The following is a 21,328-nucleotide window of genomic DNA, read 5'->3' on the forward strand; positions in this document are numbered from 1 at the left end:
ATGACGCGTAAGCAGCGCCGCCTGACCCTCATCAGCCTTGCCGGTGTCGTGCTGGCCAGCGCCGTCGGGCTAGTGCTCTTCGCGCTCTCGGACGGGATCACCTTCTTCACCTCGCCTTCCGACGTGCTGGCCAAGCCGCCAGCGCCGGAGCAGCGCGTTCGCCTTGGCGGCCTCGTCGAGCAGGGGTCGATCGTCAAGGAGGCGGACGGCGTCGTCCGCTTCGCCGTCACCGATGGCAAGGCAACCGTGCCGGCCCGCTTCGTCGGCATCCTGCCGGATCTGTTCCGCGAGGGGCAGGGCGTCGTCGCCGAAGGCAAGGTCGATGCGAGCGGCCTGTTCGAAGCCGATACGGTGCTGGCCAAGCACGACGAGACCTATATGCCGAAGGAAGTCGTCGAGGCCCTGAAGCAGAGCGGTGAATGGCGGCCGGAAGACGCCGGTCAGGCCTCGCAGGCGGTGACGCAATGATCGTCGAGCTTGGCCACTACGCCCTCGTTCTGGCCCTGGTCTTGGCGCTGGTGGGCGGCACGGTTCCATTCTTCGGCGCGCTGCGCGGCGACGAACGGCTGATGTCGGTGGCGTCCACCACGGCCGTCGCGCAATTCGTGTTCCTGGCGCTGAGCTTCGCCGCGCTGACCTACGCCTATGTCGCCTCCGATTTCTCGGTCCAGAACGTCGCCGAGAACTCGCATTCCCTGAAACCGCTGCTCTACAAGGTGACCGGCGTCTGGGGAAACCATGAAGGCTCGATGCTGCTCTGGGTGCTGATCCTGGCGCTTTTTGGCGCTCTGGTGGCGCTGTTCAGCGAGAACCTGCCGCTGAAGCTGAAGGCGCTGGTGCTCTCGGTCCAGGCCTGGATCGGCGTTGCCTTCCTGCTATTCATCCTGGTTTCGTCCAATCCGTTCCTGCGGCTCGATCCGGCGCCGTTCGAGGGGCGCGATCTCAATCCGCTGCTGCAGGATATCGGCCTCGCCATCCATCCGCCGCTACTCTATCTCGGCTATGTCGGCTGCTCGATCTCCTTCGCCTTCGCCATCGCCGCCCTGATCGACGGTCGCATCGACGCGGCCTGGGCGCGCTGGGTGCGGCCGTGGACGCTGACGGCCTGGTGCTTCCTGACGCTCGGCATCTCGATGGGCTCGTACTGGGCCTATTACGAGCTCGGCTGGGGCGGCTGGTGGTTCTGGGACCCGGTCGAGAATTCGAGCTTCATGCCGTGGCTCGCCGCCACCGCGCTGCTGCATTCGGCGATCGTCATGGAGAAGCGCGAGGCGCTGAAGATCTGGACGATCCTGCTTGCCATCCTGACCTTCTCGCTGTCGCTGCTCGGTACCTTCCTCGTGCGCTCCGGCGTCCTGACCTCGGTGCACGCCTTCGCGACCGATCCGACGCGGGGCATCTTCATCCTCATCATCCTGTGCGTCTTCGTCGGCGGGGCGTTCGCGCTGTTCGCAACCCGCGCCGGCACGCTCAGCCAGGGCGGACTGTTCGCGCCGATCAGTCGAGAGGGCGCGCTGGTCCTCAACAATCTGCTGCTGACGGCCGCCTGCGCGACCGTCCTCGTCGGCACGCTCTATCCGCTGGCGCTCGAAGCGCTGACCGGCGAGAAGATCTCGGTCGGCGCGCCGTTCTTCGACATGACCTTCGGCCCGATGATGGTGCCGCTGATCATTGCCGTGCCGTTCGGGCCGTTCCTCGCCTGGAAGCGGGGCGACATCGTCGCCGCCGGGCAACGCCTGCTGTTTGCCTTCGGCGCCGCGATGGCGGCCGTCATCATAGGCCTCGCCTTGATGGGAACGCCGGCGGCGCTCGCCTTGTTCGGCGTCGCGCTGGCAATCTGGCTGATGGTCGGCTCGCTGTCGGAGATCGCCTTCCGCATCAAGCTCGGGCGCGCCAGCCTCGGCGAGAGCTGGCGGCGTGGCGCCGGCCTGCCGCGTTCGGCCTGGGGCACCGCCGTGGCGCATTTCGGCCTCGGCGTCACCGTGCTCGGCGTGGTCGCCGCGACCGCCTGGAACAGCGAGACCATCGTCACGCTGAAGCCGGGCGAGGTGATGTCGATCGGCGACCGCACGCTGACGATGGACGGCTTCGTGCCGCTGAGCGCCTCGAACTATACCGGCACCGGCGTCCGCTTCACCGTGCGCGAGGGCGGCAATGTCGTTGCCACCATGGAGCCGGAGAAGCGGCTCTACACAGTGCCGAACACGCCGACGACCGAAGCCGCGATCAAGACCTTCGGCTTCTCGCAGCTCTATGTCTCGCTCGGCGACGTCTCCGCCGATGGCGCGACGGTGGTCCGGGTCTACTGGAAGACGCTCGTCACGCTGATCTGGCTCGGGACGCTGGTCATGACGGCCGGCGGCGTGCTGTCGCTATCCGATCGACGGCTGCGCGTCGGCGCGCCGAAGCCGTCCCGGCGCTCCGTCGCCGTACCGGCGGAGTAGGGCGATGCGCCGCCTTCTGCTCGCCTGCGCGCTGATCGTCTCCGCCTTGCCGGCTTTTGCCGTGCAGCCGGACGAAATCCTCAAGGACCCCGCCCTGGAGGCGCGCGCCCGCGCGCTGTCGATCGAGCTGCGCTGCCTGGTCTGCCAGAGCCAGTCGATCGACGATTCGGACGCCACGATCGCGCGCGATCTGCGCATCCTGGTGCGCGAGCGGCTCGAGGCTGGCGATACCGACGAGCAGGTCAAGGCCTTCCTCGTCGATCGCTATGGCGAGTATGTGCTGCTGAAGCCGCGCTTCACCTGGCATACGGCGCTTCTGTGGGGCGCACCGCCGGCGCTGCTGATCCTGGGCGGCGGCCTCGCTTTCGGCCTGTTCCGCCGCCGTCGTTCGGCGCCGGCGACCGGCCTGACGCGGGATGAAGAGGCGCGTGTCGAGGCGCTTCTGGCGCGCGACGACTAAGTTCTTCCAGACATTACGAAACTTTCATGATGGCGTCAGGCGGCTGTAAGGTTGCCTGCTCCATCTTCGTCGGTATTGAGCAGCGGCCTCCCGCGCTGTTCGCCTTACAGTTTATCGACGGAGACAATCATGACCGAACAGAATCCCGCTCCGAAGTCCACCCAGACCCGGTTCCGCAGCCGCGCCCTGCTCGGGACGGCGCTTGCCGCCGTCATCGTTGGCGGGCTCGCGGGTCAGGCCGTGGTCAGCTCCCACACCCCGGCCTATGCCGAGGCCGTTCGCGTCCAGCCGCAGACCCTGCCGAGCTTTGCCGACCTGGTCGACAATGTGAAGCCGGCCGTCGTCAGCGTCCGCGTCAAGTCGACGGCTCCCGAGACCGTCTCAGGCGGTCCCGACAGCTTCGGCTTCCCGAATGCCGACCAGTTCCCGCCCGGCTCGCCGATGGAGCGCTTCTTCCGCCAGTTCCAGGACCAGCAGGGCCAGCAGGGCCAGAACCGCATGCAGCGTCCGAAGGCCCGTCAGGCTGTCGCGCTCGGCTCGGGCTTCTTCATCTCCGAGGACGGCTATGTCGTCACCAACAACCACGTCATTGATGGCGCCACCGAATTCACCGTCAGCAATGCCGACGGCAAGGAATACAGCGCCCGCCTGATCGGCGCCGACGAGAAGACGGACCTGGCACTGCTGAAGGTCGACGACAAGGAGAAGTTCACCTATGTCGAGTTCGCCAAGGGCCAGGCCCGCGTTGGCGACTGGGTCGTGGCGGTCGGCAATCCGTTCGGCCTCGGCGGCACGGTGACGGCGGGTATCGTCTCGGCACTCGGCCGCGAGATCGGCGCCGGCCCGTATGACGACTTCATCCAGATCGACGCCTCGGTCAACAAGGGCAATTCCGGTGGCCCGACCTTCAACCTCTCGGGTGAAGTGATCGGCATCAACACCGCCATCTACTCGCCGTCGGGCGGCAGCGTCGGCATCGCCTTCGATATTCCGGCGGCGACCGCCGAACGCGTCATCAAGGACCTTAAGGATCACGGCGAGGTCGTCCGCGGCTGGCTCGGCGTCCAGATCCAGCCGATCACCAAGGACATTGCCGACAGTCTGAACCTGAAGGAAGCCAAGGGCGCGCTGGTCAGCGAGCCGCAGGACGAGAGCCCGGCCGAGACGGCCGGCATCAAGTCCGGTGACGCCATCCTGACCGTCGACGGCAAGCCCGTCGAGGACGCCCGCAACCTGGCCCAGATCATCGCCGGCTACTCGCCGGACACGACGGTCAAGCTCGGCATCTGGCGCGGCGGCAAGGCCGAGGACGTCAACGTCAAGCTCGGCAAGCTGCCGGGTTCGGAGAAGCTGGCGAGCCTCCAGTCTGGCGAGTCCAAGACGGCTTCCGTCGCGGATCTCGGTCTCTCGCTGACGGCTTCGCCGGACGGCAAGGGCGTGGTCGTCTCCGACGTCGAGGCGAGCGGTTCGGCCGCGGAGCAGGGCATCCAGGCTGGCGACATCATTCTCGCCGTCGGCGGCAGTGAGGTTACGCGTCCCGGCGATGTCGAGCGTGAAGTCGTCGATGCCAAGAAGCAGGGCATGAAGGCCGTGCTGATGCGGGTCAAGTCTGGGGAGCAGACCCGCTTCGTGGCCCTGCCGTTCGGCAAGGCCTAAAAACGGCCAATGGCCGGCGAGGGTTCTGAGCGAGCCCCCAGTACCCTCGTTTCGGCCTGGCAGGCGGGATCATCGATCCCGCCTGCCTCTTTTCGTAGCGATAGGCTCCTGCACCCATTCCCAAAAGCGTCTAACGTGCCGCCATGCGAATCCTGCTCGTAGAAGATGATCGTGAGACGGCCAGCTACCTCATCAAGGCATTGCGCGAGGCCGGCCATGTGCCTGACCATGCCGCCGACGGCGAGGAGGGCGGCTTTCTGGTCGATTCCAACAAATACGACGTCATCGTCGTCGACCGCATGCTGCCCAAGAAGGACGGCCTGACCCTGGTCGAGGAAACCCGGCGCAAGGGCAACGATACGCCCGTCCTCATTCTCTCGGCGCTCGGCCAGGTCGATGATCGCGTCACCGGACTGCGTGCCGGCGGCGACGACTATCTCGCCAAGCCCTACGCCTTCTCCGAACTGCTCGCCCGCATCGAAGTGCTCGCCCGCCGCCGCAAGCCCGGCGAGGCAGAGACCGTGCTCAAGGTCGGCGATCTGGAGCTCGATCGCCTGAGCCATCTGGTTCGCCGCGGCGACGTCAACATTCCCCTGCAGCCGCGCGAGTTCCGCCTGCTCGAATATCTCATGAAGCATGCCGGCCAGGTCGTGACCCGCACCATGCTGCTCGAGAATGTCTGGGACTATCACTTCGACCCGCAGACCAACGTCATCGACGTCCACATCTCGCGGCTGCGCTCGAAGATCGACAAGGGATTTGCCGAACCGCTCCTGCATACGGTTCGCGGCGCGGGATACATGGTCCGTGACGGCGTTCGGTAAAGTCGTCCGCACCACCGCCTTCAAGCTGTCGGCCGTCTATTTTTTCGTCTTCACGATGTTCGCCGTCGTTTTCGTCGGCTGGATCACGCGCGAGACCGACAGCTTCCTGACGCAGCAGGTGCGCGACACGATCGAGGCGGAGATCGGCGTTCTGGCCGATGAGGGGCTACGCAGCGGCCTGACCGGCATCGTCGCCGCCATCGAGCAGCGCAGCCGCATTCCCGGCGCCAGCCTCTATGTCGTCACCGATTCCAAGGGCCGCGTCGTCGCCGGCAACGTCACCGAGGTGCCGCCGGCGCTTCTGAAGATGAGCGGCCTCGATCCGGTCACGGTTCCCTACAAACGGCTCGAAGGCGAGGCGGCGCACCACATCGCCATGGTGCAGGTGCTGCCGCTGCCGAACAATTTCCGCATGCTGGTCGGTCGCGACATCAGCGAGATCGAGCGCATCCGCGATGTCGTCGGCAGGGCGACGATCGGCGCCGTCGGACTGCTGATCCTCTTGGCCCTGATCTCGTGGTTCTTCGTCAGCCGCCGCGTCCTGAAGCGGATTGATTCCGTCACGGCGACGAGCCGGCGGATCATGGCCGGCGATCTGTCGGGTCGGCTCGAGGTGACGCCGGCCGGCGACGAATTCGACCGGCTGGCGGAAAACCTGAACACCATGCTCGATCGCATCGAGCATCTGATGCACGGCCTCAAGGACGTCTCCGACAACATCGCCCATGATCTGAAGACACCGCTGACGCGGCTTCGGACGCGGGTCGAGACCACGCTGGCGGGGCCGGAGCGTACCGAGACCTACCGCGCCGCGCTTGAGGCGACGATCGAGGAATCCGACCAGCTCATCCGTACCTTCAATGCGCTACTGATGATCGCCCGCGTCGAGGCCGGCTCGCCGGACGGCGCCATCGGGCCGATCGACATTTCCGACATCACGGCCGAGGTGGTCGAGTTCTACGAGCCGGTCGCCGAGGAGGCCGGTGTCGCGCTGACCCTGACCCAGGACGCGGCCCTGCCGATGGAAGGCAGCCGCGAACTGATCAGCCAGGCGCTCGCCAACCTGCTCGACAACGCGATCAAATATGTGAAGAGCGGCGATCACCCGCCGGCCGCCCCGACCGTCGCTGTCGAGGCGCGCCGCGTTGGCGAGGAGATCGTCGTATCGGTCGCCGACAATGGTCCCGGCATCCCCGCCCAGGAGCGAACGCGCGTCCTGCAGCGCTTCGTCCGGCTGGAAAAGAGTCGTTCACAGCCGGGCAGCGGCCTCGGCCTCAGCCTTGTCGACGCGGTTGCGAGGCTTCACCATGGTACGGTCGCCATGAGCGATGCCGGACCGGGGCTTGTCGTGACACTGCGCTTCCCCGTCCAGACCTGACGCGGAAGGACCGGGCGATGGCTGCACGCATATCACGATCGACGGCGGAGCCGGCCGGTCGACCGCTTGCCGCCGCCATCAGCGCTGAGCTCCGGCCGCCCAAGGCGGCGCGCGTCCGCGCCATCCTCGGCGATCTGCAGTCGGCGGCGAAGGAAGCGGATGCCGGACCGGCGCTGGCCGAACTGCTGCAGGGGCAGGCAGGGCTGGGCCCGTTCCTGGCCGCCGTCTTCGATGCCTCGCCCTTCCTGCGCCAGATTGCGCTCGACGATCCCTCCCGATTCATCGGCATCCTCCGGGAGGACCCGGAGACCCGTTTCGCCCGCCTGATGGCGGACGTATCAGGGGCCTGGCGTGACACGGACGAAGCGAGCCTGATGACGAGACTGCGTCAGGCTCGGGCCGAGGCGGCGCTGCTGGTCGGGCTCGCCGATCTCGGCGGCATCTGGACCGTCGACCGCGTCACCGGCGCGCTGACGACCTTTGCCGAGACGGCCGTCGCCGCCACGGTCGATTTCCTGCTCGCCGATGCGCATGCGGCCGGCAAGCTCGTCCTGCCGCATCCGGAAACGCCGTCGCGCGATTCCGGATGGATCCTGCTCGGCATGGGCAAGTGCGGCGCCCGCGAGCTGAACTATTCGAGCGACATCGACCTGATCGTGCTGTTCGATCCGGAACGCGCCCGCCCGACCGATCGCGACGAGATCGGCGCGCTGTTCGTGCGGATGACCCGCCGACTGGTCAAGATCCTGCAGGAGCGGACCAGCGACGGCTACGTCTTCCGCACGGATTTGCGGCTGCGGCCCGATCCGGGCTCGACCCAGGTCGCCATCTCGACGCCCGCGGCCTTCCTCTATTACGAGGCGAGCGGCCAGAACTGGGAACGCGCGGCCATGATCAAGGCGCGCCCTTTCGCCGGCGACATCGAGGCGGGCGTGTCCTTCCTGGCCGAGCTGGCGCCATTCATCTGGCGCAAATATCTCGATTTCGCGGCGATTGCCGACATCCACTCGATCAAGCGCCAGATCCATGATCATCGCGGCCATGAACAGGTCGCCGTCGCCGGGCACAACATCAAGCTCGGCCGCGGCGGCATCCGCGAGATCGAGTTCTTCGTCCAGACGCAGCAGCTGATTGCAGGCGGCCGCGACCGCGAATTGCGGGGGCGGCGCACGCTCGACATGCTGGATATCCTCGCCGCCAAGGGCTGGATCGCGCCGGAGACGGCGGAGGAACTGGCGCGCTGCTACCGCTTCCTGCGCGCCATCGAGCACCGCCTGCAGATGATCGCCGACGAGCAGACCCATACGCTTCCCGAGACGGAGGATGGGCTGGAGGTCATCGCCCGGCTGATGGGCTACCGGACGGTGAAGGCCTTCTCCAAGGACCTGGTCGCGACGCTGGAGAAGGTGCGTGATCACTATATCCAGCTGTTTGAGGCGGCCCCGCCGCTTTCCTCCTCGCTCGGCAGCCTCGTTTTCACCGGCGACGACGAGGATCCGGAGACGGTGGCGACGCTGGCAAGCCTCGGCTACCGCAATCCGCGCGAGGTGAGCCGGACCATCCGCGGCTGGCATTTCGGACGCTACGCGGCGATGCGTTCGGCCGCCGCGCGCGAACGGTTGACGGAAATCACGCCGGCCCTGCTCGAGGCGCTGTCGTCGACCGACAATGCCGACGCCGCCTTCAATGCCTTCGACCGGTTCCTCGCCCGCCTGCCGGCCGGAGTGCAGCTCTTCGCGTTGCTCGGCTCCAATCCCGGCCTGCTGAACCTGCTCACCACCATCATGGGCACGGCGCCGCGCCTGGCGGAGATCGTCACGGCGCGCCCGCATGTGCTCGACGCGGTGCTCGATCCCGCCTTCTTCGGGCGCCTGCCCGACAAGGAGACGCTCGCCGCGCGGCTCGACACCTCGCTGGCCGAGGCCGAGTCGCTGGAGGACGTGCTCGATCGCGCGCGCATCTTCGGCAAGGAACAGGGCTTCCTGATCGGCGTGCGCGTGGTCGCCGGTTCGGTCGGCACCCGCGCGGCCGGCTTCGCCTATGCGGATCTCGCCGACCTGCTCGTCTCGACCCTGCTGGAGCATGTCCGCAAGGCGCTGGAGGCGCAGCACGGCACGATCCCGCAGAGCCGGATCGCGCTGCTGGCGATGGGCAAGTTCGGCGGCCGCGAGATGACGGCGTCGTCGGATCTCGACCTCATCCTGCTCTACGATTTCCCCGATAGCGAGACGGGCTCGAACGGTGCGCGGCCGCTCTCCGGCAGCCAGTACTTCGCGCGGCTGACGCAGCGCCTGATCGCGGCGATCTCCGCTCCGACGGCGGAAGGTTCGCTGTACGAGGTCGATTTCCGCCTGCGCCCCTCCGGCAATTCTGGGCCACTCGCCACCCACATCCGCTCCTTTGTCGAGTACCAGACCAAGGAGGCCTGGACGTGGGAGCACATGGCGCTGACGCGCGCGCGGCCGATCGGCGGCGATGCATCCCTGATCGCGGAATCGGTCGACAACATCCGCGCCATCCTGTCGACGCCGCATGACCCGAAGAAGGTGCTGCGCGACGTGCTGGAGATGCGGGCGCTGCTCGAGGTCGAGAAGTCGGCCGAAGGGCCGTGGGATCTGAAGCAGGTGCCCGGCGGGCAGATCGACATCGAATTCATCACCCAATATCTGCAGCTCGTGCATGGCGCCGAGCATCCAGACATCCTCGACGTCGAGACCGAAGTATCGCTGGCGGCGGCGTCCAGGGCCGGCCTGTTGCCGGCGACCGAGGCGGAGATCCTGCTGCCGGCGCTCCGGCTCTACCAGAAGCTGGTGCTGATCCTGCGCCTCAGCGTCGACGGCCCGTTCAATCCGGCGGAAGCGCCGCGCGGCCTGCTCGGCCTGTTGTCGCGGGCCGGCGAACTGCCCGACTTCGCTACCCTCGACGCCCATGTCCAGGCGACGCAGAAGGATGTCCGCGCCGCCTTCGAGCGCATCATCGGCAAGGTGCGAAAGAGCAAGAAGGCCTAGCCACACGTCCCAGGCAGGCGGCTTTCCGTCCCGGGCCGTTGGCTAGCGGGACGGTTCGGCGGAGGCGCCGAGCCGCAGGGCCACGCCGGCCGAGGCGCCGGTCGGCGGCTCCTGCTGCGCCGTCTGCATCAGCGGCAAGCGGATCGAGACGATCGTGCCCTTGCCCTCCTGGCTGCGGATGCGCATCGCGCCGCCATGCAGCTCCGCCAGCGAGCGGGTGATGGCGAGGCCGAGGCCCGAGCCCTTGTGGCTCTTGGTGAACTGGTTCTGCACCTGCTCGAAAGGCTTGCCGAGCTTCTTCAGCGCTTCCTTCGGAATGCCGATGCCATTGTCCTCGATGGTCAGGGTCACGGCGCTGCCGATCTTGCGCGCGCGGACGCTGATATGGCCGTTCTCCGGCGTGAACTTGACGGCATTCGACAGAAGGTTGAGCACCATCTGCTTGACCGCGCGGCGGTCGGCGTGGAGCGACAGCGTATCCTCGAGATCGGCTTCGATCGTCACCTTGCGCGCCGCCGCTTCCGGCGTCATCACGCGGGCGGCCTCGTCGACGATCTGGTCCAGCATGAGCGGCTCCATGTCGAGTGTCATGCGGCCGGCTTCGATCCGCGCCATGTCGAGCACGTCGTTGATGACGTTCAGCAGGAAATTGCCGCTGGCGTTGATGTCCTGGCAGTACTCGCCGTATTTCGGCGAGCCGAGCGGTCCGAACAGGCCCGACTGCATGATCTCCGAGAAGCCGATGATGGCGTTGAGCGGCGTGCGCAGTTCGTGGCTGATATTGGCGAGGAATTCGGACTTGGTGCGGTTGGCCGCTTCGGCGCGGTCCTTCTGCTCCGAATATTTCTCGGCGAGATCGACCATCTCCTGCGCCTGCTGCTCCAGCTTCTGGCGCGACTGGCGGAGGTCGGCGATGGTGGCCATCAGGCGGCGCTCGCCGTCGATCAGCTTTTCCTCGTGGCGCTTGATGGTCGTGATGTCGGTGCCGACGGAGACGAAGCCGCCATCCTTGGTGCGACGTTCGCTGATCTGCAGCCAGCGGCCGTCATTGAGCTGCGCCTCGAACGAGCGGGCGCCTTCCTCGGCGCGGCCCTCGGTCGGGATCTGCGCCCGCACGACCGGCTGGTGGCCGGCGGCGATGACTTCGGCATAGGGGGTGCCAGGCTGCAGCACGGAATCCGGAATACCGTGCAATTGCTGGTACTTGGAATTGCACATGACGAGCCGGTTTTCGGTGTCCCAGAGCACGAAGGCTTCCGAGATCGTCTCGATGGCGTCGCGCAGGCGGATGTCGGCGGTGCGCGAGCTCTCGGCCAGCCGCATCTGCTCGGTGACGTCGACGGCGATGCCGATCAGGTGGGGCTCGGTGCCGTCCGCATCGACCAGCTCGACCCGGATGCGCAGCCAGACATAGCTGCCATCGGCTTTGCGCATGCGGAACATGCGGTCGACGGTGGTCTCGTTCGCCTCGTAGAGGGCTTCGACCAGGTTCATCAGGTCGCCGTCTTCGGGATGGACGAGATCGTTGACCTCGCCGAAGCCAAGCAGCGAGTCCCGTGGCGCCATGCCCACAAGCTCGAACATGGACTTCGACCAGAACAGGCGGCCTCGCGCGACGTCCCAGTCCCACAGACCGCAACGGCCGCGGCGGAGCGCCGTGTCGAAGCGGTCATAGGTCTCCTGATAGATGATGTCCGCTTCCTGGGCCCGGGCCGACTGCGAGAAATAGCCGTAGAGGATGACCAGCAGGATGCCGCTGGTGCCGACGAACACGGACACGTTGAGCGATACGTCGGCGCGCCAGTCGCGATAGATGGCGGGCAGGGGGGTGGCGACCGCGACGAAGCCGAGCCGGCCGTTCAGGTGGCGCAGCGTCGCAAGCGCCGGCTGGTCGCCGTCGATGTTGACCTTGAGGACGCCGGCGCGGTCGCCGAAGATGACGAGCGGCTGCGCGCCCGTGATGACCTCGGTGAAGCTGCGGTCTTCCTCCGCTCCCGAGCGTGGCGCGGTTGCCAGCACGCGGCCCGTCGCGTCGGCGACATAGACGCGCTGGCCGCTATTGGCAGCGCTCTGCGGCAGGGCGTTGTCGAGCGCGTTCTGGACGGCCATCTGGTAGCGATCGGTCGGCAGCGTCGGCTCGACCTGGTCGAACGACTGCGCGAGATAGCTCGCGACCATGCCCATCATGTCGCGCGCCTGGTTCTCGCGCTCCATGCGGAGGTCGTAGAGCTGCATGAAGCGCGCGAGCGCGACGATCAGCAGGAAGATGATGATGAGGACGGGAATGCAGCGCCGCAGGATCGGCTCGGACGAGACGAGCTTCTCATAGGCCGGCTTGGCCAGCAGTTTCGCGTGACCTTTGATCATCTGCTTGCGTCGAAACAACATCCCGGCGATAGGCATGCGCTCGCTCGCAGACGCACTGGCTGTTTCTGCCCGCGCCATCTCGGCCCCCTGATATCCGCTATCATCGGGCCAGTCCCTTGCCCCGAATCACCCCCATTTGAATCGACGCGAATCACAAAGTCCAGACGGCATTAGGGTTTCGTTAAGCATAATTTTCGGGGCACGTCAGGGTTGGGCCCCGACGCGCTTTTCTCGTGCCGAAAGCGGCTGAATTGCTGGCTTTTGACGCTCAGGCGAGCGTGCGGGTGACGATATCGCGGGTGTCGGGCGAGAGGTTGTCGGCCCGCGCGATTCGCCGTAGCGCCGCCTCGGCATGGCCGCGCCGGATCGGCTCCAGAGCGCGCCACGACCGGAAGCTGACCAGAAGCCGCGACGTCGTCTGCGGGTTGCGCTTGTCGAGGTCGAGCGCGAAGTCGGCCAGGAACTCGTAGCCGGCGCCGTCGACGCGGTTGAACTGGGTCTGGTTGGCGCCGGCGAAGCTGCCGACAAGGGCCCGGATCCGGTTCGGATTGTTGGCCGAATAGGAGGGATGGCGCAGCAGCGACTGCACCCGCTCGAGCGTCTCGGAGGACGGGACCGTCGCCTCGAGCATCAGCCACTTGTCGAGCACGAGCGCGTCGTCGGCATAGCGATCGTGGAAGGCCTTCAGGACCGCGCGCCGTTCCGGCAGGGCGGCTTGCGACAGGATGCCGACGGCGGCCAGCCGGTCGGTCATGTTGTTGGCCGTCTCGAAATGGCGCAGTGCCTGGGCGACCGCATCCTGCGAGCGGGTGGCGACCATCAGGTCGAGCACGGTGTTGCGCAGGGCCCGGCGACCGGCGCTGCCGGCATCCGGCGAATAGGTGCCGACATCCTCCGAGAGCGCCGCGTAGCGAGGCTGCAGGCGATCCTGCAGCCCGGTGGCGATCGCCAGCCGCAGCGCGCGGCGCGCCGCGGCGATCGCGTCCGGATCGACGTCGTGTCTCAGTTCGCGGGCGATATCCGCCTCGCTCGGCAGTTGCAGAACCTGGGCCCGGAAGGCCGGTTCCAGCAAGTCGTTGTCGAGCACGTCGCCGAGCGCCTCGATCAGGGCCGGCTCGACGCTCGGCGCGCTGCCCTTCGCCTGTGCCGCGGTACCGGCGATCAGGTTGCGCATCGCCAGCGTCTGTGCCGCCTGCCAGCGATTGAATGCATCATTGTCTGCCCGGACCTGGAACAGGAGGTCGGCCGTCGAGATGTCGATGGCCAGGCGGACGGGAGCGGAAAAGCCGCGCAGCAGCGAGGGCACCGGCCGCGCGCCGACGCCCTCGAAGGTCAGCGTCTGGCTCGCCTCGGTCAGGTGGATCACGTCGTTTTCGACGCGCCCGCCGCTGACCGTCTCGTAGCCGAGATCTTCGCCGTTCGGGCCCATCAGGCCGAACCGGATCGGCGTGTGCATCGGCCGCTTCAGGGTTTGCCCGGGCGTCGGCGGCACGCTCTGCGTGAGGGACAGGCGATAGGTCCTGGCGTCCGCGTCATACTCGCCCTTGGCGACGATCTGCGGCGTGCCGGCCTGCGAGTACCAGAGATGGAACTGGGCGAGGTCGACGCCGGCGGCGTCGGCGAAGCTGGCGAGGAAATCCTCCACCGTCGCCGCCTCGCCGTCATGGCGTTCGAAATAGAGATCCATGCCCTTCCGGAAATCGTCGGGGCCGAGGATCGTCTTCAGCATGCGCACGACCTCGGCGCCCTTCTCATACACGGTCGGCGTGTAGAAGTTGCTGATTTCATGATAGATTTCGGGCCGGACCGGGTGGGCGAGCGGGCCGCCATCCTCGGGAAACTGTCGCGCCTGCAGCGTGCGCACGTCGGCGATCCGCTTGACCGCGCGCGAGCGCATGTCGGACGAGAATTCCTGATCGCGGAAAACCGTCAGGCCTTCCTTCAGGCAGAGCTGGAACCAGTCGCGGCAGGTGATGCGGTTGCCGGTCCAGTTGTGAAAATATTCATGCGCGATCACACCCTCGACATTGGCGTAGTCGGCGTCCGTCGCAGTGTCGGGGTCAGCCAGAACATACTTGTCGTTGAAGATGTTGAGGCCCTTGTTCTCCATCGCCCCCATGTTGAAATCCGACACGGCGACGATGACGAAGATGTCGAGGTCGTATTCGAGCCCGAAGACGTCCTCATCCCACTTCATCGACCGCTTCAGCGCGTCCATCGCATAGGCGCAGCGCGCTTCCTTGCCGTGCTCGCAATAGATGCGCAGCTCGACGTCGCGGCCCGACATGGTGCGAAAGCTGGCGGTGATCACGCCGAGGTCGCCGGCCACCATGGCGAACAGATAGGACGGCTTGGGGAAGGGGTCGTGCCAGACGGCGAAGTGCCGGCCGGTCCCGGGAATATCGCCGCTCTCGACCGGATTGCCGTTGGCGAGCAGGATCGGCGCGTCGAGCTTGGCCGCCTCGATCCGCGTCGTGTAGACGGCCAGCACGTCCGGCCGGTCGAGGAAATAGGTGATGCGGCGAAATCCTTCCGCCTCGCACTGCGTGCAATAGGTGCCGTTGCTGCGGTAGAGGCCCATCAGCTTGGTGTTGGCGTCGGCGTCGACCTCCGTCTCGATCTCGAGCGTGAAGGGCGCGTTCGGGACGCGGTGGAGCGTCAGCAGGTCGGGCGTGGCCGAATACTGGTCAGCCGGAACGGAGGCGCCGTCGAGCTTCAATCCCTTGAGGACCGTCTCGTCGCCGATGAGTTCCAGCTTGCCCTCGGCGGCTTCGTCCGTGTTCGGCCGGATGGCGAGCTTCGCCGTGACGCGCGTCGCCTTCGGCGCGAGCACGAAATTCAGATCGACCGTGTCGATGGTAAAGGCCGGGGCGCGGTAATCCTCGAGCCGGAAGGCGGCGGCGTCGGTCTTCATCAGTGAGGTCTCCCGCGGCGACCGGCTTCGGATCAGCCAGTTCGGTCAGACTTTAATCTAGGGGCTTCGTCCGGGGCTCGCTATGGCAAAGCCGGAATTCCCCTGAAAGTCGGGAAACCATTCCGCCTCTGCTGCATCTATGCCAATGCGTCGCACTGGCCGGACGCGGGCGAGCTCTGTAACAATCAACGTGAGGTTCAGGCGTTTCGGGCCTGAAGGGGCGGCGATGCGAGAGACCTGGCGACAGATCGCGGGAGAGATAGGCGGCGCCTTCGGCGTTCTCGCCGTGCTCATCCTTGTCCTGCTCGCCCCCGTCCATGCCAGCGCCGAGGCGCGGCTGGCGCTCGGCGACCGCAGCGGCCTGACCATTCTCTGCCTTCCGGCCGGCGAGCAAACCGACCCCGCCAAGGGCACGACCGTCAGCACCTGCGATCTCTGCGTGCTCGCCCAGGTCGCCAAGGCTTTCGGACCGGCGGCGTCCTTCCCGGTACCACAGCCGCTGCCTCCGGTTGCCTTCAGGGTGCTTCCCGTCGCCCACACGGCCGATGCCGGGGCGGCGCTGATCTTCCTTCCCGACGCACGCGGACCACCGCTCGCCTGAAATCGCCGGCCGTCCGATCGACGGCCGTCTTGCGCCGGTGCTGGCCAAGCCCCGGCAATGCATTGCGATTTTTCAGGTGACTTTTCATGAGCAAGCTTCTGTTCGCAGGCGCCGCCGGCGTCCTGCTTCTGTCCGTCTCCGCTGCCTCCGCCCATGTCACGCTCGCGACCCCGGAGACTAAGCTCGGGGCCAGCTACAAGGCTGTCCTTCAGGTCGGCCATGGCTGCGCCGGCTCGCCGACCGTTAAGCTGCGCGTGCAGATCCCCGAGGGGGTCATCAACGTCAAGCCGCAGCCGAAGCCCGGCTGGACGCTCGAGACCGTCAAGGGCGCCTATGCCAAGACCTACGACCTCTGGGGCGCCAAGGTGTCGGAAGGGGTGAAGGAGATCGTCTGGTCGGGCGGCAGCCTGCCGGACGACTTCTATGACGAGTTCGCCTTCCGCACCTACCTGACCGCCGATCTGCCGGCGGGGCCGCTTTATTTCCCGGTCGTCCAGGAATGCGAGAAGGGCTCTGAGCGCTGGATCGAGATTCCGGCCGCCGGCAAGTCGGACGACGACTATGAGAGCCCGGCCCCGGCCGTGATCCTCTCGCCGAAGGGCTAAGGAATGTCCTTGCGCGGCATTTTCCTGTGCCTCGCCCTGATCGTCCTCGCGGTGTCGTCGGCACCGCGAGGGGCCATGGCGCATGCCGCGCTGGTGACGAGCGAGCCGGCCGCCGGCAGCGTACTGGCGGCGGCTCCCGATCAGGTCGAATTGGTGTTCAGCGAGCCGGTGGCGCCGCTGGTCTTCCGCCTGCTTTCGCCCGGTGGCGGCCCGGTCGACCTTCTGGGCGTCTCCGGCGACGGCGCGCGGCTCACCCTGCCGCTGCCGCCGGATCTGGCGCAGGGGACGCATCTGGTCAGTTGGCGGGTCGTGTCCGAGGATGGCCATCCGATCGGCGGAACGCTGTCTTTCTCGGTCGGCGCTGCCAGTGCGGCGCCCTCGATCGGAGCGGCTGAAGACAGGCCGCTCGGCGTCACGCTTGGCCTCTGGTTCGCCCGCGTCGGGCTCTATTCGGCGCTGTTTCTCGGCGTCGGCGGCGTGTTCTTCGTCGCCTGGTCGTCGCGGTCTACGCTCCGCGCCGGCGCGCTGCGCCGGGTTCTGACGAGCCTGCTCGGGCTCGGTGTCGCATCCGCCCTCGTCGGTCTCGGCTGGCAGGGGCTCGATGCGCTTGGTGTGTCGCTATCCGCGCTGGCGCGGCGCGATGTCTGGGCGACAGGCCTCGAAACCAGCTTCGGCCGCACGGCCATCCTCGCGATGATCGGCTCGGGACTCGGGATCCTCGCCTTGCGTGCTGCCTCGCTGCGGACGCTCCGGGCCCTTGCTTCCGTCGCCATGCTGGCGCCCGGCCTGGCTCTGGCCGCGACCGGTCACGCCTCGGCCACCGAGCCGCAGCTGATGATGCGGCCGCTGGTCTTCTTGCACGCCTCCGCCATCGCGTGGTGGGCCGGGGCGCTGCTGCCGCTGGCGTTCGCCCTCCCTGCCGATCGCGGCCGCGCGGCGCTGGTGCGCTTTTCCACCCGTGCGCCGTTCGTGTTCGCCGTCCTGCTTATCTCCGGCGTCGTCATCGCCGTCGTGCAGATGGGCGCGATCGACGCCTTCTGGTCGACCGCCTATGGCCGCGTCCTCGTGCTGAAACTCGGCGCGGTGGCGCTCGTCCTCGGGCTGGCGGTGCGCAATCGCACCGTGCTGACCCGGCCCGTCCTGCTGGGCGATGGGCGTGCGACGCGCCGGCTGGTCCGCTCAATCGCGGCCGAACTGGTCCTGGTCGTCGTCGTCTTCGGTCTTGCCGCCTCCTGGCGTTTCACGCCGCCGCCGCGCGCGCTGGCTCGCGCCTTGCCGCCGATCGAGCTGCATCTCCACGGCGAGAAGGCGATGGCCGAATTCGTGCTGACGCCGCTCGCCTCGGGCGCCGCCACGGTCGATATCGACCCGCTTGACGCCGATGGCGTGCCCTTCAAGCCCCAGGAAGTCTCGATTTCGCTGGCACCGACCGATGGCGGGATGGAGCCGATCCGCATGGTGGCGCAACGAGGCGAGGACGGCCGCTGGCGCACCTCGGTGGCCGGGCTTGCCGGCACTGCGGAATGGACGGTCCGGGTCGACCTGCTCATCAGCGATTTCGACAAGGCGATGCTGGAGGGCAGGATCACGCTTTCCGCATCGCCATAGGCATCTAGCGCAAGTCTGAGTTGCCTACCTCATTTCCTGATGATATTTCATCACCCGGGAGGAATTCCTCGTGGGCAAGACGACGCTGCAAGACGTCGCCCGGGAGGCTGGCGTCAGTCTCGCGACGGTCGATCGCGTGCTGAATGGTAGAGCCGGCGTCCATGCGCGAACGGTTGAAAAGGTGCAGACCGCGGTCGATCGGCTGAATTATCAGCCGGATCGGATGGCGTCGCGCCTGGCGCGTGGCCGTGACTACCGGTTCGAGATCCTCCTTCCCAGCGGCACGAACGAGTTCATGCGCGTGCTGGAAACGGAGTTTCGCGCCACCGCCGAACGCTATGTGCATGAGCGGGTGCTGCTGAACATCACCCAGGTCGATGTCTTCGACGGCGAGGCGCTGGCGACCGCGCTGGAAAAACTGCCCTCCGACATCGACGGCCTCGCTGTGGTGGCTCTCGACCATCCGGCCGTGGCCGAGGCGATCAACACCATCGCCGATCAGGGCGTCGCCGTCGTGACGCTGGTCTCGGACCTGCCGGGCACGCGGCGCGCTCATTTCGTCGGCATCGACAATTCGGCCGCCGGCCGGACGGCGGCGAGCCTGCTGGGGCGCTTCCTCGGCCAGCGCCACGGCAAGGTCGGGCTGATTGCCGGATCGCTGGCGCTGCGCGATCACATCGAGCGGCAATACGGGTTCGAGCAGATCATCGCCCGCGAATACCCGAACCTCGAAGTGCTGCCGGTGCGCGAAGGGCGCGACGAAGACGAGCGCGTGCGGCTGGCAGCCGAGGGGCTGCTGGCCGAGCATGACGATCTCGTCGGCATCTACAATGTCGGCGGCGGCACGCCGGGCATCGTCGCGGCGCTGGAGAATTCCGGGCGCACGCGCGACATCGTCTTCGTCGGGCATGAGCTGACGGCCTTCAACCGGCGCCATCTGATCCGCGGCCCCATCGACGCGATCATCAACCAGGATCCCGGCCACATGGCGCGCAGCACCGCGCGCATCCTCCTCGCCATGCGCGAGGGCATGGAGATCGTTCCCGGCCAGGAGCGTATCAAGATCGACATTTTCATTCGGGACAATGTGCCCTGACGGGCGTCGTTCCGGCCTTCAACGACCTAGCCTCAACCGACCGAGGGCGTCAGCCCGAGACGACAGATCCGAAGGAGACTTTCAATGAAGACGATCAAGGGGCCGGCCATTTTCCTGGCGCAGTTCGCTGGTGATGCCGCTCCGTTCAATTCGTTCGACGCGATCTGCGGCTGGGTCTCCTCGCTCGGCTACAAAGGCATCCAGATCCCGACCTGGGACAGCCGGCTGATCGATCTCAACAAGGCTTCGGAATCCAAGGATTACTGCGACGAGCTGGCCGGCACCGCCGCCAAGCACGGCCTCGAGATCACCGAGCTCGCCTCGCACATCATCGGCCAGCTGGTCGCCGTGCACCCCGTCTATGACGAACTGATGGACGGCTTCACCATTCCCGCCATGCGGGGCAATCCGAAGGCGCGCCAGGAATGGGCCGTCGATCATCTGAAGCGTTGCGCCAAGGCTTCGAAGAATCTCGGCCTCAAGGCGCATCCGACCTTCTCGGGCGCGCTGGCCTGGCCGTTCCTCTATCCGTTCCCGCAGCGCCCGGCCGGCCTGGTCGAGGAGGCGTTCGCCGAGCTCGGCCGTCGCTGGACCCCGATCCTGGACGTGTTCGAGGAGAACGGCGTCGACGTCGCCTACGAGATCCATCCGGGCGAGGACCTGCATGACGGCATCACCTACGAGATGTTCCTCGACGAGGTGAAGAACCATCCGCGCGCCAACCTGCTCTACGATCCCTCGCACTTCGTGCTGCAGCAGCTCGATTATCTCGACTACATCGACATCTATCACGAGCGCATCAAGGCGTTTCACGTCAAGGACGCCGAGTTCAACCCGACTGGCCGCCAGGGCGTCTATTCGGGCTATCAGAGCTGGGTCAACCGCGCCGGCCGCTTCCGCTCGCTCGGCGACGGCCAGGTCGATTTCGGCGCCATCTTCTCCAAGCTCACCGCCTATGACTTCGACAGCTGGGCCGTGCTCGAGTGGGAATGCGCGCTGAAGCATCCGGAGGACGGTGCGCGCGAGGGTGCCGAGTTCATCAAACACCACATCATCCGCGTCACCGAGCACGCCTTCGACGATTTCGCCGGTTCCGGCACCGACGAGGCGGCCAACCGCCGCATTCTCGGCATCGCCTAACTCGGCAACGCAATCAGGATCGGGAGACCACCATGGCAATCGGAGCCAGCAAGGAAGAAACAGCCAGCCGTCGCATCCGGCTCGGCATGGTCGGCGGCGGGCAGGGGGCCTTTATCGGCGCGGTGCACCGGATCGCGGCCCGCATGGACGACCAGTACGAGCTGGTCGCCGGTGCGCTGTCGTCGGATCCGGCCCGCGCCAAGGCGTCGGGCAAGGATCTCGGCATCGCCGACGACCGCGCCTACACGTCGTTCGAGGAGATGGCCAAGGCCGAGGCAGCCCGTCCCGACGGCATCGAGGCGGTGGCGATCGTCACGCCGAACCACATGCACGCCCCGGCTGCCAAGGCGTTCCTCAACGCCGGCATCCATGTCATCTGCGACAAGCCGATGACGCTGACGGTCGAGGAATCGAAGGAACTGGTCGATCTGGTGAAGTCGTCGGGCAAGATCTTCGCCCTGACCCACAACTACACCGGCTATCCGATGATCCGGCAGGCGCGCGCCATGGTCGCCGCCGGTGAGCTCGGCGAGATCCGGCTGGTGCAGGCCGAGTACCCGCAGGATTGGCTGACCGAGAAGGCCGAGGCCTCCGGCACCAACAAGCAGGCCGAGTGGCGCACCGATCCGAAACGGACCGGCGCCGGCGGCTGCATCGGCGATATCGGCACCCATGCCTACAACCTCGCCTGCTATGTTTCCGGACTGGAGCTCGATCAGCTGCTGGCGCAGCTTTCGACCTTCGTCGAGGGCCGCCTCGTCGATGACGACGTGCAGATCCTTCTGAAGTGGAAGGGCGGAGCCAAGGGCATGCTCTGGGCGAGCCAGGTTGCCGTCGGCAACGAAAACGGCCTCAAGCTGCGCATCTACGGCACCAAGGGCGGCCTTGAATGGACGCAGGCGGACCCGAACTATCTCTGGTTCACCAAGTTCGGTGAGCCGAAGCAGCTTCTGACCCGCAACGGCGCCGGCGCCTGGCCGGAAGGCACGCGCGTCAGTCGCGTGCCGGGCGGCCATCCGGAGGGCTATCTGGAAGGCTTCGCCAATATCTACACCGAGGCGGCTCGCGCCATCCGCGCGGCCCGCGACGGCAGCCAGGTGGATCCGGCCGTGAACTATCCGACGGTCGAGGACGGCCTGATCGGCATGCAGTTCATCGAAGCCGCCGTCGCATCGTCGAAGGCCGGCAACGTCTGGACCAAGGTCGGCTGATGTCGAACCCCGAGAG

15 protein-coding genes are annotated in these 21,328 nt (G+C 66.8%); 13 read left to right on the plus strand and 2 right to left on the minus strand.

Annotation, left to right across the window (positions count from 1 at the left end):
- From ccmE to G342_RS0115945, 7 genes are all read left to right on the plus strand, one after another.
- Entirely contained in the window at positions 1 to 468 is a 468-nt protein-coding gene (ccmE, locus tag G342_RS0115915; protein ID WP_018184157.1) for a cytochrome c maturation protein CcmE, read from the plus strand.
- Positions 465 to 2,444 carry a heme lyase CcmF/NrfE family subunit gene (locus G342_RS0115920; RefSeq protein ID WP_018184158.1) on the plus strand — a complete coding sequence of 660 codons (1,980 nt, stop codon included), beginning with the start codon at positions 465 to 467 and terminating at the stop codon, positions 2,442 to 2,444. Before ccmE ends, G342_RS0115920 begins: the two co-directional genes overlap by 4 nt.
- A 4-nt stretch (positions 2,445 to 2,448) precedes the next feature.
- Positions 2,449 to 2,904 (plus strand): cytochrome c-type biogenesis protein, encoded by a 456-nt coding sequence (locus G342_RS0115925; RefSeq protein ID WP_018184159.1) that lies wholly within the window; start codon positions 2,449 to 2,451, stop codon positions 2,902 to 2,904.
- 129 nt (positions 2,905 to 3,033) lie between these two features.
- A complete protein-coding gene (locus tag G342_RS0115930) occupies positions 3,034 to 4,560 on the plus strand; it encodes a Do family serine endopeptidase (RefSeq protein ID WP_018184160.1) in 1,527 nt (508 codons plus the stop codon).
- A gap of 143 nt (positions 4,561 to 4,703) precedes the next feature.
- The gene (locus G342_RS0115935; RefSeq protein WP_018184161.1) at positions 4,704 to 5,384 is read left to right on the plus strand and encodes a response regulator transcription factor; all 681 of its coding nucleotides are present in this window, start codon (positions 4,704 to 4,706) and stop codon (positions 5,382 to 5,384) included.
- On the plus strand, positions 5,368 to 6,762 hold the full coding sequence (locus tag G342_RS0115940; RefSeq protein ID WP_018184162.1) for a sensor histidine kinase: 1,395 nt from the start codon (positions 5,368 to 5,370) through the stop codon (positions 6,760 to 6,762). The genes G342_RS0115935 and G342_RS0115940 overlap by 17 nt, the downstream gene beginning before the upstream one ends.
- A gap of 17 nt (positions 6,763 to 6,779) precedes the next feature.
- Positions 6,780 to 9,770 carry a bifunctional [glutamine synthetase] adenylyltransferase/[glutamine synthetase]-adenylyl-L-tyrosine phosphorylase gene (locus tag G342_RS0115945; RefSeq protein ID WP_018184163.1) on the plus strand — a complete coding sequence of 997 codons (2,991 nt, stop codon included), beginning with the start codon at positions 6,780 to 6,782 and terminating at the stop codon, positions 9,768 to 9,770.
- A gap of 42 nt (positions 9,771 to 9,812) precedes the next feature.
- On the opposite strand, the gene G342_RS0115950 is transcribed toward G342_RS0115945, so the two are convergent.
- Complete coding sequence (locus G342_RS0115950; protein ID WP_245557288.1) at positions 9,813 to 12,137, minus strand: PAS domain-containing sensor histidine kinase; 2,325 nt, start codon at positions 12,135 to 12,137, stop codon at positions 9,813 to 9,815.
- Between the two features lie 268 nt (positions 12,138 to 12,405).
- Positions 12,406 to 15,051: an aminopeptidase N gene (pepN, locus tag G342_RS0115955; RefSeq protein WP_018184165.1), complete on the minus strand. Its 2,646-nt coding sequence runs from the start codon at positions 15,049 to 15,051 to the stop codon at positions 12,406 to 12,408.
- A gap of 226 nt (positions 15,052 to 15,277) precedes the next feature.
- Between pepN and G342_RS0115960 the strand changes: the two genes are divergently transcribed.
- The 6 genes from G342_RS0115960 (at position 15,278) to G342_RS0115985 (ending at position 21,312) form a co-directional block, all read left to right on the plus strand.
- Positions 15,278 to 15,652 carry a hypothetical protein gene (locus G342_RS0115960; RefSeq protein ID WP_018184166.1) on the plus strand — a complete coding sequence of 125 codons (375 nt, stop codon included), beginning with the start codon at positions 15,278 to 15,280 and terminating at the stop codon, positions 15,650 to 15,652.
- Between the two features lie 86 nt (positions 15,653 to 15,738).
- A complete protein-coding gene (locus G342_RS0115965) occupies positions 15,739 to 16,257 on the plus strand; it encodes a YcnI family copper-binding membrane protein (RefSeq protein WP_018184167.1) in 519 nt (172 codons plus the stop codon).
- Positions 16,258 to 16,266: 9 nt separating this feature from the next.
- Positions 16,267 to 17,865, plus strand: a complete 1,599-nt coding sequence (locus G342_RS0115970; protein WP_018184168.1) for a copper resistance CopC/CopD family protein — start codon at positions 16,267 to 16,269, stop codon at positions 17,863 to 17,865.
- A 70-nt stretch (positions 17,866 to 17,935) separates the two neighbouring features.
- Positions 17,936 to 18,961 (plus strand): LacI family DNA-binding transcriptional regulator, encoded by a 1,026-nt coding sequence (locus G342_RS0115975; protein ID WP_018184169.1) that lies wholly within the window; start codon positions 17,936 to 17,938, stop codon positions 18,959 to 18,961.
- Positions 18,962 to 19,045: 84 nt separating this feature from the next.
- On the plus strand, positions 19,046 to 20,101 hold the full coding sequence (locus G342_RS0115980; RefSeq protein ID WP_018184170.1) for a sugar phosphate isomerase/epimerase family protein: 1,056 nt from the start codon (positions 19,046 to 19,048) through the stop codon (positions 20,099 to 20,101).
- A gap of 32 nt (positions 20,102 to 20,133) precedes the next feature.
- Positions 20,134 to 21,312 (plus strand): Gfo/Idh/MocA family protein, encoded by a 1,179-nt coding sequence (locus tag G342_RS0115985; RefSeq protein ID WP_018184171.1) that lies wholly within the window; start codon positions 20,134 to 20,136, stop codon positions 21,310 to 21,312.
- Positions 21,313 to 21,328 lie beyond the last annotated feature (16 nt).

It is taken from the genome of Kaistia granuli DSM 23481 (assembly GCF_000380505.1).
Lineage (GTDB): Bacteria > Pseudomonadota > Alphaproteobacteria > Rhizobiales > Kaistiaceae > Kaistia > Kaistia granuli.

Coding starts and splice junctions, on each gene's coding strand:
- ccmE (WP_018184157.1), top strand. CDS start 1: ATGACGCGTAAGCAGCGCCGCCTGACCCTCATCAGCCTTGCCGGTGTC.
- G342_RS0115920 (WP_018184158.1), top strand. CDS start 465: ATGATCGTCGAGCTTGGCCACTACGCCCTCGTTCTGGCCCTGGTCTTG.
- G342_RS0115925 (WP_018184159.1), top strand. CDS start 2,449: ATGCGCCGCCTTCTGCTCGCCTGCGCGCTGATCGTCTCCGCCTTGCCG.
- G342_RS0115930 (WP_018184160.1), top strand. CDS start 3,034: ATGACCGAACAGAATCCCGCTCCGAAGTCCACCCAGACCCGGTTCCGC.
- G342_RS0115935 (WP_018184161.1), top strand. CDS start 4,704: ATGCGAATCCTGCTCGTAGAAGATGATCGTGAGACGGCCAGCTACCTC.
- G342_RS0115945 (WP_018184163.1), top strand. CDS start 6,780: ATGGCTGCACGCATATCACGATCGACGGCGGAGCCGGCCGGTCGACCG.
- G342_RS0115950 (WP_245557288.1), bottom strand. CDS start 12,137: ATGATCAAAGGTCACGCGAAACTGCTGGCCAAGCCGGCCTATGAGAAG.
- pepN (WP_018184165.1), bottom strand. CDS start 15,051: ATGAAGACCGACGCCGCCGCCTTCCGGCTCGAGGATTACCGCGCCCCG.
- G342_RS0115960 (WP_018184166.1), top strand. CDS start 15,278: ATGCGAGAGACCTGGCGACAGATCGCGGGAGAGATAGGCGGCGCCTTC.
- G342_RS0115965 (WP_018184167.1), top strand. CDS start 15,739: ATGAGCAAGCTTCTGTTCGCAGGCGCCGCCGGCGTCCTGCTTCTGTCC.
- G342_RS0115980 (WP_018184170.1), top strand. CDS start 19,046: ATGAAGACGATCAAGGGGCCGGCCATTTTCCTGGCGCAGTTCGCTGGT.
- G342_RS0115985 (WP_018184171.1), top strand. CDS start 20,134: ATGGCAATCGGAGCCAGCAAGGAAGAAACAGCCAGCCGTCGCATCCGG.